Raw genomic sequence first — 13,899 nt, forward strand, 5'->3', positions numbered from 1 at the left:
TTGTGGCGCATATTCAAGCGCCGCAGGCTGGGAACTACACTGCAGCCGATGAAAGGCGAGCCCGATTTCCTGCAAAACCTGCGCAACGAGATGGGCGATGGCCGCCAGTGGCTGGACCGCGCCGTTGTGATCACCTTTGCGGTGCTGGCCGGGCTGGCGGTGGTGGGCTTTACCCTGTTGGCCGATGCCGCATTTGAGTGGTTTGACGCCTTGCGAAGCGCCGCCTGGTGGGCGCCGTTGCTGTGGACGCCCGCTGTCACCGCGCTGGTCGTGTGGGCCGTGCGGCGCTGGGCCCCGGCGGCGGCGGGCTCGGGCGTGCCACAGGTGATGTGTGCGTTGGCGCCCGAGGTGCCGGCCACCTCGCGCGGGCGGTTTGTGTCGCTGCGCATCAGCGCGGCCAAGGTGCTGGGGGTTTCGGGTGGTTTGCTGGCCGGCCTGTCCATCGGCCGGCAGGGGCCGTCGGTGCAGGTGGCCGCGGGTGTCATGCACCACGCGCGCCGCTACCTGTCTCCCAAAACCGCCATCTCCGAACGCGAATTGCTGGTGGCCGGTGGGGCCGCCGGCATCGCGGCGGCCTTCAACACGCCGCTGGGCGGCATCGTGTTTGCCATCGAAGAGTTGAGCCGTCGGCTGGAGCAGCGCAGCAGTGGCCTGATGTTGGCGGCCATCGTGGTCTCAGGTCTGGTGGCGGTGTCGGCGTTCGGCAACCTGTCCTACTTTGGCCGGGTGCGGGCGGAGGCGGTGTCGTGGTGGGGCTTGATGGGGCCGGGCTTGCTGGTGGCGGTGCTCAGTGGCCTGCTGGGCGGTTTGCTCGCTCGGTTGATGATCGCCTCCTTCACGGGTCTGCCCGACCGCTTCTGCGCCTTCCGGCGCCGTTACCCGGTGCGTTTTGCCGCCGCCTGTGGTTTTGTGGTGGCCGTGATTGGGGTGGTGAGCCAGGGGGCTGCGCTGGGCGGTGGGCATGACCACACGCGCGAGTTGTTGGCGCTGCCGTCGGCACAAGAACACACGCCTGTGCTGTTCACCTGGCTCAAGTTTGTGGCCTCGTGGCTGTCGGCCTGGGCCGGCGTGCCGGGCGGCATTTTTGGCCCGAGCCTGTCGCTGGGTGCGGGCGTGGGCGCCGACGTGGCCTGGTTGACCGGCTCGCCCCACCTGCAGGCCTTGATTGCGCTGGGCATGGCCGCGTTTCTCGCGGCGGTCACGCAGACGCCCATCACCGCCATGATCATCGTGATGGAAATGACCGATGGCCATGGCATGGTGCTCAGCCTGATGGCCGCCGCCCTGCTGGCCAGCCTGGTGTCGCGCATGATCAGCCGGCCGCTCTACAGCACCTTGTCCCAGCTCATGCTGCGGGGTGTGGTGGACAGCCCGGCGCCTGCCGCACCCGAGGCGTCTGGCGCTTCAGTGCGCCGGGACTGAGGCCGCGTTGCGGGGCGCTTGTGGTGCCATGCCCCAGGCCACCGCCAGCCACAACACCGTGAGCGCGACGGCGGCGGCAAAAACGGCTTGGCCGCCGTGCTGGCGCAGCAACCAGCCGCCGGCCGCGCCACCGGCAAAAAAGCCCAGTGACTGCAGCGTGTTGTAAACCCCCAGCGCCGTGCCTCGGTGGGCGGCGGGTGCCAGCCGGGACGCCAGGCTGGGTTGGCTGGCCTCCAACGTGTTGAAGCCGACAAAAAACACACACAACAGCGCGGCGAGCAGCGGCACCGAAGGCGCCTGCTCGCTCAGCAAAAAGCCCACTTGCGCCAGCACAATGAGGCCAATGGCCAGCAGAAACACCGCGCGCAGGTAACCTTTGCGCTCCAGCCGGAACAGCCCGCCGCCCATGATGAGCAGCGACACCACCATGGCCGGCAGATAGACCTGCCAGTGGTCGGCGGCCGGCAGGCCCGCGCCCACCAGCAGGGCCGGCACCACCATCCACATGGCCAGTTGCACCGCGTGCAGCACAAACACGCCCAGGTTCAGCCGCAACAGGCCACCGTGGGCCAGCACCTCGCGCAGGCCACCGCGCCCTGCGTCCTTGTGTTGAGGTGGCTCGGGCGGCACCACCCAGGCCACCAGGGCCATGCCGCCCAACGCGAGCGCAGCCGTCAGACCAAACAGCCCGCCCAATCCGATGCGTGCGGCCAGCCAGGGCGCCAGCACCAACGACAGCGCAAACATCAGGGCGATGCTGGCGCCCACCATGGCCATGGCCTTGGTGCGGACCTCGTCGCGGGTGACGTCGGCCAGGAACGCGGTGACGGCCGCCGAGATGGCGCCCGCGCCCTGCAGCGCGCGGGCCGCCGCCAGCCAGTGCACCGAAGGCGCCCAGGCCGCCAGGGCGCTGCCCAGCGCAAACACCGCCAGGCCCGCCAGGATGACCGGCTTGCGGCCCCAGCGGTCAGAGGCCATGCCCAGCGGCATCTGCAACACGGCCTGGGTGAGGCCGTACAGGCCCATGGCCAGACCCACCAGGGCCGGGTCGTCGCCACCGGGCAGGCGCTGGGCTTCCAGCGCAAAGACCGGCAGCACCAGGAACAGGCCCAGCATGCGCAGCGCAAAGATGGCCGCCAGCGAGGCGCTGGCGCGCCGCTCCAGCGGGGTCATGCGGTGGGGGTTGTCGGGAACGGAGGCGGACACGCGGTACAGGAGACGGTACGGGGGGCAAAGAGCGCGCTGGGCCGGGCCGGCGCGCCAGAAATGAAGCGGCTATTGTCCCTCAAGCCCGTTGCACGTTTGCCAGCCCCGGCCATTGGCTCAGCTGGGCGAGCGAATCCAGCAGCGCGTCGTGTGGCGCCTCGGCGATCGGCTCGCCGTGGTTGTAGCCGTAGGTGACCAGCACCACCGGGCAACCGGCGGCGCGAGCGGCCAGGCCGTCGTTTTGCGAATCGCCCACCATCAGGGTGCGTGCGGGCGCCGTGCCCAGGGCTTCGCAGGTTTTCAGCAGGGGCAGCGGGTCGGGCTTTTTGCGCTCAAAGCTGTCGCCGCCGAACACATGCGAAAAAAAGCCAGCCAGACCTTTGTCGTGCAGCAGGGTTTGCGCGAAGGCCAGGGGCTTGTTGGTGACGCAGGCCAGGGGCAGGCCGGCGTCGCGCAGGGCTTGCAGGCCGGCCAGCGCGCCGTCGAACACCTGACTGAAACGTCCGTTCACATGGAGGTAGTGCCGCTGGTAGGCGGCCCAGGCGGCGGGCAGGCGCGCGGCGGGGTCGGGTTCGCCCAAGTGCGCCATGGCCGACAGCAGCAGGTTCTCCGAGCCCTTGCCGATCATGCGTTCAACTTGCGCGCGGCCCAGGGCCGGCAGGTGCAGCTCGGCCAGTGTGCGGTTGAGGGCTTCGACAAAATCGCCCAGTGTGTCCACCAGGGTGCCGTCGAGATCGATGATGGCGGCCTGCAGTTGGCTGGTGTTGCGCAAAGTGGGTTTCATGTGGCTGGGCTGATGAATCGTTCAGAAAAATGCGATTGTCCGCGCGCGGACTTTGGCCTGAAATACACGCCTCACTGCAACAGCCGCCATGAACGCCTTGTCCCACCCTGCCACGCCCCCCTCCGCACCTTTGGCGCGTGTCGAAGACCGGCGTTTGCTGACCGGTCAGGGGCGTTACGTGCACGACGTGGTGCGCCCCGGCATGTTGTTCGCCGCGTTTGTGCGCAGCATGCACGCCCATGCGTCTATCCAGGCGCTGGACCTGGAGGCGGCGCGTGCCTCAGAAGGCGTGGTGGCGGTGTTCGACGGTGCGGCGCTGGCGGGCCTGCGCCTGCCCGGCGCCAACCCGCTGTGGCCGGTGAGCGATGGGCACCGTGCGCCGTTGTTGCCCACCGACACAGCCACCAGCGTGGGTCAGCCCTTGGCCGTGGTGGTGGCGCGCAGCGCGCGAGCGGCCGCGCTGGCCGCCGAGGTGGTGTGGGCCGATGGCGAGGCTTTGCCCGCACAGCCCGACCTGGGCGCGCAGGGCACGGTCGTGAGCGAACTGGTCTGCCGAGCCGGCGCCCCATCGGCGGACACCGCTGCAGTGTGTGTGACCGTCGCCCACACCCAGCCGCGTGTGCTGGCGTTTGCCATGGAGCCCCGTGCCGTGGTGGCCGAGTGGGATGAGGCGGCGCAGTCGCTGTGTGTGTGGCTGGGCACCCAGACGCCGTCGCGGGCGCGCGGCGACATCGCTTCGGTGCTGAACCTGCCGGTGGCCCAGGTGCGTGTGATCGCGCCCGATGTGGGCGGCGCGTTTGGCGCCAAGTCTTCGCTCACGCCCGAAGAACTGGTGGTGGCCTGGCTGGCGCGCGAGCTCAAGGCCTGTGTCAAGTGGACCGCCTCGCGCTCCGAAGAATTTACGTCGGGTGTGCACGGCCGAGGGGCACAACTGCAGGGCAGCTTGGCGCTGGGCGCCGACGGCTGTTTTGAACACTTGCAGGCGGCGTTGCGTTTCCCCGTGGGCGCGTGGCTGCCGTTCAGCGCGGTGGTGCCTTCGCGCAACGCGGCACGCATCCTGCCCGGCCCCTACCGCGTGGCCGGCGTTGATATCACCTCCAGCGCAGAAACGTCGAATGCGGCGGCGGTCAACATCTACCGCGGCGCTGGCCGGCCCGAGGCCGCGCTGCTGATGGAGCGCCTGGTGGAGCGCGCCGCACGGGCGCTCAGGATGGACCCGATCGAACTGCGCCGCCGCAACCTGATCACCGCGAAAGACATGCCGTTTGCCACGCTCACCGGCGAGACGCTGGACGCCGGTGACTACCGCGCCGCGCTGGACCACGCCTGCGAGGCCTTTGGCTATGCCGCCGAACGTGCCCGCCAGGCCGAACGCCGCGCCGCGGGCGAGTGGGTGGGCATCGGCACCGCCCTCTACATCGAACCCTGTGGCCAGGGCTGGGAGAGTGCGCGTGTCACCTTGCGTGCCGATGGCTCGGTGCGGGTGGCCAGCGGGTCTTCCGCCCAGGGTCAGGGCCATGAAACCAGTTACGCGGCCATCGCCGCGCAGGCCCTGGGCGTGGCGCCCGAACGCATCGAGGTGGCACATGGCGACACCGCCACCTGCCCCGAGGGCATTGGCGCGTTGGCCAGTCGCAGCATGGCGATTGGTGGCAGCGCGGTGCTGCTGGCCGCGCAGGACGCCGCGCGCCGCCGCGATGCTGGCGAGGCCTTGCCGCTGGCGACCGAACACATCTACACCGCGCCGGCCGAAGCCTGGAGCTACGGCTGCGTGATCGCCCGTCTGCACATTGACCGCGACACCGGCCAGCCCACCATCGAGCGCCTCGTCTGGGCCGACGACGCGGGCCACATCGTCTCGCCACAACTGGCCCAGGGCCAGTTGCTCGGCGGTTTGGCGCAAGGCATTGGCCAGGCCTTGTTCGAGCGCCTGGTGTACGACGCCGAAGGCCAGCTCGTCACCGGCTCGCTGATGGATTACGCCGTGCCCCGCGCCGTCGACATGCCGCCCCTGGACGCCGTTGAACTGGTGGGCCTGCACCAGCCCACCCAGGCCAACGCGCTGGGCGCCAAAGGTGTGGGCGAGGCCGGCTGCATTGGTGTGCCGGCCGCCCTGCTCAACGCCGCCGCCGACGCGCTCTCGCCCGTGGGCGAAGTGGACCTGGACTTTCCTCTCACCGCCGAGCGCCTCTGGCGCGCCACCCAATCCCCCTTTTCGAAAGTTGCCCCATGAGCACCAAGTACGCCAAACAAGACGCCAAGGCCTACGCCCGCCAGCATTTCCGTGGCGTCTGGGCGGCCACCGCCACGCCCTTCAACGCCGACCTGTCGCTGGACGAAGCGGGCTTTCGCCGCAACCTCCAGCACTGGATTCACACGCTCAAACTCGGTGGCCTGTTCGTGAGTGGCAAACAGGGCGAGTTTTTCTCCATGTCGGTGGCCGAGCGCAAGCGCACCTTTGAACTGGCGGTGGAAGAAGCCGCGGGCCACTGCGGCATCGTGACCTCGTGCTCCGACACCAACCTCGACGTGGTGCTGGAGCTGGCCCGCCACTCGCAAGACATCGGCGCCGACTACATCGTGGTGCACAGCCCCGTGCTGCACTTCCACCACGACGCCGAGGCCACGGTGTACGAGTACTACCGCCACCTCAGCGAGCAACTCGACATCGGCATCGCCTTGTGGAACCACCCCGACTGCGGCTACATCATGAGCCCCGAGCTGTGCGCGCGCATTGCCGAGCTGCCCAACATCGTGGCCATCAAGTACAGCGTGGACCGCCCGCTCTACAAAAAGCTCACCGAACTCGCGGGCGACAAAATCCTGGTCAGCACCGCCTCTGAAGAGGAGTGGCTGGACAACATCATCGAACTGGGCTGGCAGCTCTACCTGTGCTCGACCCCGCCCTTTCTGCTGCAAACGGCGGTGGACCAGCGCATCAACGACTACACCCGCCTGGCCTTTGAAGGCAAACACGCCGAAGCGCGTGCCGTGCGCGACAGCCTCGCCCCCGCACGTCAGGCCTTCAAGTCGGCGCGGCCCAGCGGCACGCCGCAGGCCTACACCAAATACTGGATGGAGCTGTTGGGCCAGGTGGGCGGCCCGGTGCGCCGGCCATTGCTCAACCTGACCGACGCCGAAAAAGCCGCCACCCGCGAGGCCTTGGCCCGCAGCGGCCTGAAGCTGGCCTGAGCCATGGGTGGTGTGTCCCTCAAGGTCAACGGCCAGCAGGTGCTGGGCGGTGAAGACGCGTCGCAAACCCTGATCGAGCTGCTGCGCGAACAGTTGGGCCTGACCGGCACCCACGCCGGCTGCGACACCGCCCAGTGTGGTGCCTGCACCGTGCTCGTCGATGGGCTGGCCGTCAAGTCGTGCAACGTGCTGGTGCGCCAGTTGCCCGGCGCGGAGGTGCAGAGCATCGAGGCCCTGGCCGCGCCCGACGGCACCCTGCACCCCATGCAGCAGGCCTTTGGCCAACACCACGCGCTGCAGTGTGGCTACTGCACCCCCGGCATGGTGATGCGCGCCGTGGCCATGGCGACCGAAGAGGTGCCGGCCGAACCCGATGCGGTGCGCCATGCGCTGGCAGGCAACCTGTGCCGTTGCACCGGCTACAGCGGCATCGTCACGGCGGTGTGCCAAGGGCTGCGCCAGATGCGGGCGGCGCCATGAGTGTGTTGGACTTTCGCACCGCGACCCGGATGGCCGATGCGGTGGCCTGGCTGCGCGAAGACCCCGACGCCAAGCTGCTGGCCGGTGGCCAAACTTTGCTGGCCGCCATGCGCCTGCGCCTGGCCGCGCCCACGCTGCTCATCGACCTGCAGGCCCTGCCCGAGCTGAAAGGCCTGCGCGAAGACGCGGGGCAGCTGTGGGTGGGCGCCATGTGTTCCCACGCGCAAGTGGCCGCCTCGCCCCTGGTGCGCCAGCGCCTGCCCGGCCTGGCGCGGCTGGCCGCCGGCATCGCCGACCAGCAGGTGCGCAACCGGGGCACGCTGGGCGGCTCCATCGCCAACGCCGACCCGGCGGCCTGCTGGCCTGCGGGTGTGCTGGCCCTGGGCGGAACGGTGGTGACCGACCGGCGCGAGATCACCGCCGACGACTTTTTCCAGGGCTTGTTCAGCACCGCGCTGGAAGCTGACGAGGTGCTGGTGGGTGTGCGGTTTCCCCTCGCGCCGCGCCTGCACTACCTCAAGTTCGAGCAGCCCGCCTCGCGGTTTGCGCTCACCGGCGTGGCCGTGGCACGCACGGCCGACGGCGTGCGTGTGGCCCTCACTGGCCTGGGGCATGGCGTGTGCCGCTGGCCCGAGGCGGAGGCCGCGCTGGCCCGCCGTTTTGATGCCCAGGCCTTGAACGGCCTGGTGGTGGACGCGGCGTGGGCCGGCAGCGATCTGCATGCCAGCGCCGAGTACCGCGCCCACCTGGCAGGTGTGCTCACCCGCCGTGCCGTCCAACAACACCTCACCAGCGCACCATGAATTTCCAAGGCTCACAAACCCTGAACCAACCGCTGCAGCGTGTGTGGGACGCCCTGCTCGACCCCGTCGTGCTGCAGCAATGTGTGGCGGGGTGCGACAAGTTCGAACGCACCAGCGACACCGAATACGTCAGCAGCGTCAAGGTCAGCATCGGTCCCGTGTCGGCGCGTTTTGCCAGCACCATGACCTTGCTGGAAATGACGCCCCCCAGCGCCTGTACCCTGCGCTTCGCCGGGCAGGGTGGGGTGGCTGGTTTTGGCAAAGGCGAGGCCAAGGTGGCGCTGACCGCTGTGTCGGCCACCGAAACGCGGCTCGACTGGACGGCCGACGCCCAGGTGGGCGGCAAGATCGCGCAGCTGGGTGCGCGCCTGATCGATGGCACGGTGCGCAAGATGAGCGAGGACTTTTTCCAGCGGTTCGCCGCGCTGCTCGCAGCGGCGCCGTCCGATGTGGCGCCTGGCGATACGGCGTCGGTGTCCCCGCCCACATTGCCCACCCCACCGCAGGCCGTGCCCGACAGTGTGTGGGTGGCCACCTTGTTGGTGGGGGCCGCCGTGTTGCTGTGGTGGTTGGCCTGATGCTTGCCCCTCGCCGCGCCCTCGCCCCCCAGCGTGTTGCGCTGATGGGGCTGGGTGCCATCGGCCAGCGTTTGGTGACGTTGCTGCTGGCGCGGCCCGAGGCCTTTGAGCTGGTGGCCGTGCTGGTGCGTGACACCGCCCGTGCCGCCAGCGAGTGGCCCTCACTCGCGCACCTGTTGGTGGCGGACACACACGCGCTGCTGAACACCCGCCCCGACGTGGTGGCCGAATGCGCTGGCCACCAGGCGGTGGACGCGCACGCGGAAACCGTGTTGGGCAGCGGCACCGATCTGGTGCTGGTGTCGGTGGGCGCGTTGGCCGACGGGGCTCGCCTGGCGCGGCTGGAGGCCGCTGCGCGCACCGGTGATGCCCAGCTGCGGCTGGTGTCGGGTGCCATCGGCGGTCTCGACTGGTTGGGCGCGGCCCACAGCGCCGGGCTCGACGAGGTGACCTACCGAGGCCACAAACCCACACGTGCTTGGCTGGGCACCGCCGCTGCCGACACGCACGACCTGGCCCAACTCCGCAGCGCCACCTGTGTGTTCCGTGGCAGCGCGGGCGAGGCCGCACTGCGTTTCCCGCGCAACGCCAACGTGGCGGCCACCGTCGCCCTGGCCACGCTGGGCCTGGAACACACGCGGGTGGAGCTGTGGGCCGACCCCGAAGTCGCCGACAACGTGCACGAGGTCGAGGCCTCGGGCGCCGCTGGGCGTCTCACGCTGCGCCTGGCCAACCGGCCCGACCCGCTGAACCCGCGCACGTCACACATCACCGCACACAGTGTCTTGCACGCCCTGGTGCGGCGTGGCGCCGCTGTGTCGCTTTGAAGATTCCCATCACACCGAGGAGAACCCATGCGAGCCCCCATCAACTTTGCGCGCTGGACACAAGAGCACCAGCACTTGCTCAAGCCCCCGGTGGGCAACCAGCAGATCTGGACAGACTCGGACATGATCGTCACCGTGGTCGGTGGGCCCAACCAGCGCTCCGACTTCCACGACGATCCCTTCGAAGAGTACTTCCACCAGTTCAAAGGCAATGCCCACCTGCTCATCGCGGACCGGGGCAAGTTTGAACGGGTGGATTTGCGCGAGGGCGACATCTTTCTGTTGCCCGCCCATGTGCGCCATTCGCCCCAGCGCCCTGAAGCGGGCAGCCTGTGCACCGTGATCGAAATGCCCCGCCCCTTGGGCACGAAAGATGCTTTCGAGTGGTATTGCGCCGCCTGTGGTCAGCGCGTCTACCGGGCCGAGGTTCAGTTGGCCAGCATCGTCGAAGACTTGCCGGTGGTCTACCAGCGGTTTTACGCCTCGTCGGTGGCCGAGCGCACGTGTGCGGCATGTGGCGAGGTGCACCCGGGCAGCGACTGGCAGGCCTGGCACGCCACCCGCGTGCGCGCTGGCACCGGTGGGTGAGGGTTTGTACTGATTAGGCTTAGTTAATTTAGGTCTAAACTAATTTCAACGCGGTCGGTGGTGGCCGTTTTTTTGTCCCCAAGGAGTGTCCTCATGAAGTTCAAACTGAGTGGTCTGGTGTTGGCAGTGGGTGTGATGGCTTGGGGCGGTGTGGCCCAAGCGCAGGTCAAGATCGGTTTCCTGGGCACCCTGTCCGGTCCGGCCGGCGCGCTGGGTCAGGACCAGTACGACGCCTTCATGCTGGGCATCGAACACGCGGGCGGCAAACTGGGTGGCCAGGCGGTGCAGGTCATTCGCGAAGACGACCAGCTCAAACCCGATCTGGGCGTGCAACTGGCGCAAAAACTCATCGAGCGCGACAAGGTCAACATCATCACCGGCGTGACCTTCTCCAACGTCATGATGGCGGTGCACAAGCCCATCACCGACGCCGGTGTGCTGCTGCTGGGCTCCAACGCCGGCCCCACACCCATCACGGGCAAGGGCTGCAGCCCGATGTACTTCAGCACCTCGTGGAACAACGACTCGCTGCACGAGTCCATGGGCCAGCATGCCACCGATGCCGGCTACAAAAAGGTCTACCTGCTGGCGCCCAACTACCAGGCCGGCAAAGACGCACTCTCGGGCTTCAAGCGCTTCTACAAAGGCACGGTGATCGACGAGGTCTACACCCAGGTCAACCAGCCCGACTACTCGGCCGAAATTGCCCAACTGCAGGCCGCCGCGCCCGACGCCATCTACGTGTTCTACCCTGGTGGCATGGGCGTGAACTTCGTCAAACAGTACCGCCAGGCCGGCCTGCTGGGCAAGATCCCGATGTTGTCCACCTCCACGGTCGATGGCACCACCTTGCCCGCCCTCAAGGACCTCGCGCTGGGTGCGGTCACCGGCTCGCCTTACAGCCCCGACCTCGACAACCCACAGAACAAGAAGTTTGTGGCCGACTTCCAGGCCAAGTACAAGCGCATGCCCTCGCTGTACGCGGCGCAGAGCTACGACGCCGCCATGCTGCTGAACTCGGCCCTGACCAAAACCGGCGGCAAGACCGACAACAAGGAAGCCTTGCGCACCGCGCTGAAGGCGGCCGATTTCAAATCGGTGACCGGCCCTTTCAAGTTCAACAACAACCAGTTCCCCATCCGCAACTTTTACCGCGTGGATGTGGCCAAGGACGCCTCGGGTCAAGCCGCTTTTGTGAACAAGGGCGTGGCACTCAAGGACCACGCCGACGCCTACCACAAAGAGTGCCCTCTGAAGTGATCTGAAGCGGGCAGAGAACCCGGCCCACCCCGCAGCGCGGGGGGGCTTCTTGTTGGGAGGCGTGCACCCGGGGGGTGACGCACGCCGTCACACATCCACAGGTGCGCCATGACCCTATCCCTGTTTGTCATACAGATGCTCAACGGGCTGCAGCTCGGGGTGCTTCTTTTCATGTTGTCCGCCGGTCTCACGCTGGTGTTCGGCATCATGAACTTCGTCAACCTCGCGCACGGCAGCCTGTACATGATGGGCGCCTACTTTGCCGCGTTTGCCTACGGCCACACCGAATCGTTTTTGCTGGCGGCGGTGGCCGCCCTGGTGGGTTCGGCCTTGCTGGGCATGTTGATGGAGAAGGTGGTCGCTTCGCGCCTCTACACCCGCGACCACCTCGATCAGGTGTTGGCCACCTTCGGCCTCATCCTGTTCTTCAACGAGCTGGTGCGCATGATCTGGGGCCCGTCACCGGTCTACATGAACATGCCGGAGTGGCTGTCGGGTGCCATCGATCTGGGCGGCATCATGTACCCCGCCTACCGCTTCGTCATCATCGTGGTGGGTTTGCTGGTGGCGCTGGGCTGCTACCTGCTCATCAGCAAAACGCGCGTGGGCATGTTGATCCGCGCGGGCTCCAGCAACCCGACCATCGTGGCCGCGCTGGGCGTCAACATCCAGTTGCTCAATGCGCTGGTGTTTGCGCTGGGCGCCACCCTGGCGGGGCTGGCCGGTCTCATGAGCGGCCCCATTCTGTCGGTGCAGCCGGGCATGGGTGAACCCATCCTCATCATGGCCATGATCGTGATCGTCATCGGTGGCATCGGTTCGGTGCGCGGGGCCTTCTATTCGGCGCTGATTGTGGGCCTGATCGACACCATCGGTCGCGCCTTCCTGCCCATGTTGCTGCGCGAGTTCCTGGACCGCAGCACCGCCATGGCCGCCGGCCCCGCACTGGCCTCCATGCTGATCTCCATCTTCATGGCCCTGGTGCTGGCCTTCAAGCCGCAAGGCCTCTTTCCGGTGAAAAACGCATGAACACGAAGCGCATCTCCTTCTGGTTCACCGCGCTCTTGGTGCTGGCCTTGCTGCTGGTGCCGCTGTATGCGCAGGTGGCGGCCGAACCCTTTGCCATCACTTTTGTGAGCCGTGTGCTGGTGTTTGGTATTGCGGCCATCAGCCTTAACCTCATCCTGGGGTTTGGCGGCATGGTCAGCTTCGGCCACGCGCTTTACCTGGGCCTGGGGGCTTACGTGGTGGGCATTGCCGCGCACCACGGCAGCGACAACGGCTGGCTGCAACTGCTCATCACCGTGGGCCTGAGCGCCGCCATCGGCGCACTCACTGGCCTGGTGTCGTTGCGCACCGTCGGCGTGGCGTTCATCATGATCACGCTGGCGTTTGCGCAGATGTTCTATTTCCTGTTCGTCAGCCTCAAGCAGTACGGTGGCGACGACGGTTTGTCCATCCCCACACGCAGCCAGTTTGGCCCGTTGGACCTGGGCTCGCCGCTGGCGCTGTATTACACCGCGCTGGTCCTGCTCCTGCTCGCGTTGCTGCTGTCGCACCGGCTGGTGCATGCACGGTTTGGCATGGTGTTGCAGGGCGCACGCGTCAACGAGCGCCGCATGAAGGCCATGGGTTTTGCCACCACCCGCTACAAATTGCTGGCCTATGTGGTGTCGTGTGTGTTGTGTGGTCTGGCCGGCCTGCTGTACGGCAACCTCACCGGGTTTGCGGCGCCCGCCTACCTGGCCTGGACGGTGTCGGGCGAAATCATTGTGATGGTGGTGCTGGGTGGCATGGGCACCGTGCTGGGGCCGGTGGTGGGCGCCCTCACCTTGCTGGTCACCGAGGAAATCCTCAAAGCCATCACCGAACACTGGATGCTCATCCTGGGCCCGCTGATCGTGTTGGTGGTGCTGACCGCCAAACGTGGCATCTACGGCTACATGCTGGACTATGACGAGCGCCGCGAACGTCGCGCGCTGGCCGCAGGAGACAAACCATGAGCGCCCCACTGCTGAAGGTCAGCGACCTCGTCAAACGCTACGGCGGCCTGCTCGCCACCGACCACCTTTCGCTGGCCCTGCAACCGGGCGAGCTGCACGCCATCATTGGGCCCAACGGCGCAGGCAAAAGCACGCTCATCGGCCAACTGGGCGGGGAGGTGTTTCCCAACAGCGGTCGCATCGAGTTCGACGGCGAAGACATCACCGCCCTCACACCCGCACCACGTGCGCTGCGTGGCCTGGCCCGCTCGTACCAGATCACCTCGGTGTTCCCCGAATTCACCGTGCTTGAAAACGTGGTCCTGGCGCGGCAGGCGCACTGCGGCCACAGCCTGGGCTGCTGGACGCCGGTGCTCCAACAGCCCGAATTGGTGGAGCCGGCGCTGCGCACCATCGCACAGGCGGGGCTGGCGCACCGTGCGAACACCCGCGTGTCCGAGTTGGCGCACGGCGAGCGCCGCCAGTTGGAACTGGCCATGGTGCTGGTGGCCGACCCCAAGTTGCTGCTGCTCGACGAACCCATGGCCGGCATGAGCCACCAGGAGTCGGGCAAGGTGGTGGACATGCTGCGCGCCCTCAAGGGCCGCTACACCATCCTGCTGGTGGAGCACGACATGGACGCGGTGTTTGCGCTGGCCGACCGCATCTCGGTGCTGGTGTACGGCCGCATCATCGCCACCGGCACCCCCGACGAGATCCGCGACAACCCCGACGTCCGCACCGCCTACCTCGGCGATGAAACCCTGGATGCCTAAG

14 protein-coding genes are annotated in these 13,899 nt (G+C 67.5%); 12 read left to right on the forward strand and 2 right to left on the reverse strand.

All coding sequences use genetic code 11. The features are described from left to right. Positions 1-48 precede the first annotated feature (48 nt). Positions 49-1,422, forward strand: coding sequence for a chloride channel protein (locus tag ACFQU0_RS07520; protein WP_382199558.1), 1,374 nt, complete (start codon positions 49-51; stop codon positions 1,420-1,422). Here the strand turns inward: ACFQU0_RS07520 and ACFQU0_RS07525 are convergent. Beyond that, positions 1,405-2,595: an MFS transporter gene (locus ACFQU0_RS07525; RefSeq protein ID WP_382199660.1), complete on the reverse strand. Its 1,191-nt coding sequence runs from the start codon at positions 2,593-2,595 to the stop codon at positions 1,405-1,407. The genes ACFQU0_RS07520 and ACFQU0_RS07525 overlap by 18 nt on opposite strands. 112 nt (positions 2,596-2,707) lie before the next feature. Then, positions 2,708-3,412 (reverse strand): phosphoglycolate phosphatase, encoded by a 705-nt coding sequence (gene gph / locus ACFQU0_RS07530; protein ID WP_382199559.1) that lies wholly within the window; start codon positions 3,410-3,412, stop codon positions 2,708-2,710. Positions 3,413-3,500: 88 nt separating this feature from the next. Here gph and ACFQU0_RS07535 point away from each other — a divergent pair, with 88 nt between their 5' ends. The 11 genes from ACFQU0_RS07535 (at position 3,501) to ACFQU0_RS07585 (ending at position 13,898) form a co-directional block, all read left to right on the forward strand. Next, positions 3,501-5,645: a xanthine dehydrogenase family protein molybdopterin-binding subunit gene (locus tag ACFQU0_RS07535; RefSeq protein ID WP_382199560.1), complete on the forward strand. Its 2,145-nt coding sequence runs from the start codon at positions 3,501-3,503 to the stop codon at positions 5,643-5,645. Continuing rightward, the gene (locus ACFQU0_RS07540) at positions 5,642-6,604 is read left to right on the forward strand and encodes a dihydrodipicolinate synthase family protein (protein WP_382199561.1); all 963 of its coding nucleotides are present in this window, start codon (positions 5,642-5,644) and stop codon (positions 6,602-6,604) included. The genes ACFQU0_RS07535 and ACFQU0_RS07540 overlap by 4 nt, the downstream gene beginning before the upstream one ends. 3 nt (positions 6,605-6,607) lie before the next feature. Beyond that, the gene (locus tag ACFQU0_RS07545) at positions 6,608-7,084 is read left to right on the forward strand and encodes a (2Fe-2S)-binding protein (RefSeq protein WP_382199562.1); all 477 of its coding nucleotides are present in this window, start codon (positions 6,608-6,610) and stop codon (positions 7,082-7,084) included. Next, positions 7,081-7,887 (forward strand): FAD binding domain-containing protein, encoded by an 807-nt coding sequence (locus tag ACFQU0_RS07550; RefSeq protein ID WP_382199563.1) that lies wholly within the window; start codon positions 7,081-7,083, stop codon positions 7,885-7,887. Before ACFQU0_RS07545 ends, ACFQU0_RS07550 begins: the two co-directional genes overlap by 4 nt. Further along, positions 7,884-8,465 carry a CoxG family protein gene (locus tag ACFQU0_RS07555; RefSeq protein ID WP_382199564.1) on the forward strand — a complete coding sequence of 194 codons (582 nt, stop codon included), beginning with the start codon at positions 7,884-7,886 and terminating at the stop codon, positions 8,463-8,465. The genes ACFQU0_RS07550 and ACFQU0_RS07555 overlap by 4 nt, the downstream gene beginning before the upstream one ends. Next, positions 8,465-9,292, forward strand: coding sequence for an aspartate dehydrogenase (locus ACFQU0_RS07560; RefSeq protein WP_382199565.1), 828 nt, complete (start codon positions 8,465-8,467; stop codon positions 9,290-9,292). Before ACFQU0_RS07555 ends, ACFQU0_RS07560 begins: the two co-directional genes overlap by 1 nt. 27 nt (positions 9,293-9,319) lie before the next feature. Further along, positions 9,320-9,880, forward strand: coding sequence for a 3-hydroxyanthranilate 3,4-dioxygenase (locus ACFQU0_RS07565; protein WP_382199566.1), 561 nt, complete (start codon positions 9,320-9,322; stop codon positions 9,878-9,880). Positions 9,881-9,973: 93 nt separating this feature from the next. Continuing rightward, positions 9,974-11,140, forward strand: coding sequence for an ABC transporter substrate-binding protein (locus ACFQU0_RS07570; protein WP_382199567.1), 1,167 nt, complete (start codon positions 9,974-9,976; stop codon positions 11,138-11,140). Between the two features lie 108 nt (positions 11,141-11,248). Beyond that, positions 11,249-12,169 (forward strand): branched-chain amino acid ABC transporter permease, encoded by a 921-nt coding sequence (locus ACFQU0_RS07575; RefSeq protein WP_382199568.1) that lies wholly within the window; start codon positions 11,249-11,251, stop codon positions 12,167-12,169. Continuing rightward, entirely contained in the window at positions 12,166-13,143 is a 978-nt protein-coding gene (locus ACFQU0_RS07580) for a branched-chain amino acid ABC transporter permease (RefSeq protein WP_382199569.1), read from the forward strand. The genes ACFQU0_RS07575 and ACFQU0_RS07580 overlap by 4 nt, the downstream gene beginning before the upstream one ends. Further along, positions 13,140-13,898, forward strand: coding sequence for an ABC transporter ATP-binding protein (locus tag ACFQU0_RS07585; protein ID WP_382199570.1), 759 nt, complete (start codon positions 13,140-13,142; stop codon positions 13,896-13,898). The genes ACFQU0_RS07580 and ACFQU0_RS07585 overlap by 4 nt, the downstream gene beginning before the upstream one ends. Position 13,899 lies beyond the last annotated feature (1 nt).

The organism is Hydrogenophaga defluvii (genome assembly GCF_042665235.1).
GTDB classification, from domain to species: Bacteria; Pseudomonadota; Gammaproteobacteria; order Burkholderiales; family Burkholderiaceae_C; genus Hydrogenophaga; species Hydrogenophaga defluvii_A.

Bases quoted from the DNA above. Each gene is read 5' to 3' on its own strand.
- ACFQU0_RS07520 (WP_382199558.1), top strand. From the start codon at position 49: ATGAAAGGCGAGCCCGATTTCCTGCAAAACCTGCGCAACGAGATGGGC.
- ACFQU0_RS07525 (WP_382199660.1), bottom strand. From the start codon at position 2,595: ATGACCCCGCTGGAGCGGCGCGCCAGCGCCTCGCTGGCGGCCATCTTT.
- gph (WP_382199559.1), bottom strand. From the start codon at position 3,412: ATGAAACCCACTTTGCGCAACACCAGCCAACTGCAGGCCGCCATCATC.
- ACFQU0_RS07535 (WP_382199560.1), top strand. From the start codon at position 3,501: ATGAACGCCTTGTCCCACCCTGCCACGCCCCCCTCCGCACCTTTGGCG.
- ACFQU0_RS07540 (WP_382199561.1), top strand. From the start codon at position 5,642: ATGAGCACCAAGTACGCCAAACAAGACGCCAAGGCCTACGCCCGCCAG.
- ACFQU0_RS07545 (WP_382199562.1), top strand. From the start codon at position 6,608: ATGGGTGGTGTGTCCCTCAAGGTCAACGGCCAGCAGGTGCTGGGCGGT.
- ACFQU0_RS07550 (WP_382199563.1), top strand. From the start codon at position 7,081: ATGAGTGTGTTGGACTTTCGCACCGCGACCCGGATGGCCGATGCGGTG.
- ACFQU0_RS07555 (WP_382199564.1), top strand. From the start codon at position 7,884: ATGAATTTCCAAGGCTCACAAACCCTGAACCAACCGCTGCAGCGTGTG.
- ACFQU0_RS07560 (WP_382199565.1), top strand. From the start codon at position 8,465: ATGCTTGCCCCTCGCCGCGCCCTCGCCCCCCAGCGTGTTGCGCTGATG.
- ACFQU0_RS07565 (WP_382199566.1), top strand. From the start codon at position 9,320: ATGCGAGCCCCCATCAACTTTGCGCGCTGGACACAAGAGCACCAGCAC.
- ACFQU0_RS07570 (WP_382199567.1), top strand. From the start codon at position 9,974: ATGAAGTTCAAACTGAGTGGTCTGGTGTTGGCAGTGGGTGTGATGGCT.
- ACFQU0_RS07575 (WP_382199568.1), top strand. From the start codon at position 11,249: ATGACCCTATCCCTGTTTGTCATACAGATGCTCAACGGGCTGCAGCTC.
- ACFQU0_RS07580 (WP_382199569.1), top strand. From the start codon at position 12,166: ATGAACACGAAGCGCATCTCCTTCTGGTTCACCGCGCTCTTGGTGCTG.
- ACFQU0_RS07585 (WP_382199570.1), top strand. From the start codon at position 13,140: ATGAGCGCCCCACTGCTGAAGGTCAGCGACCTCGTCAAACGCTACGGC.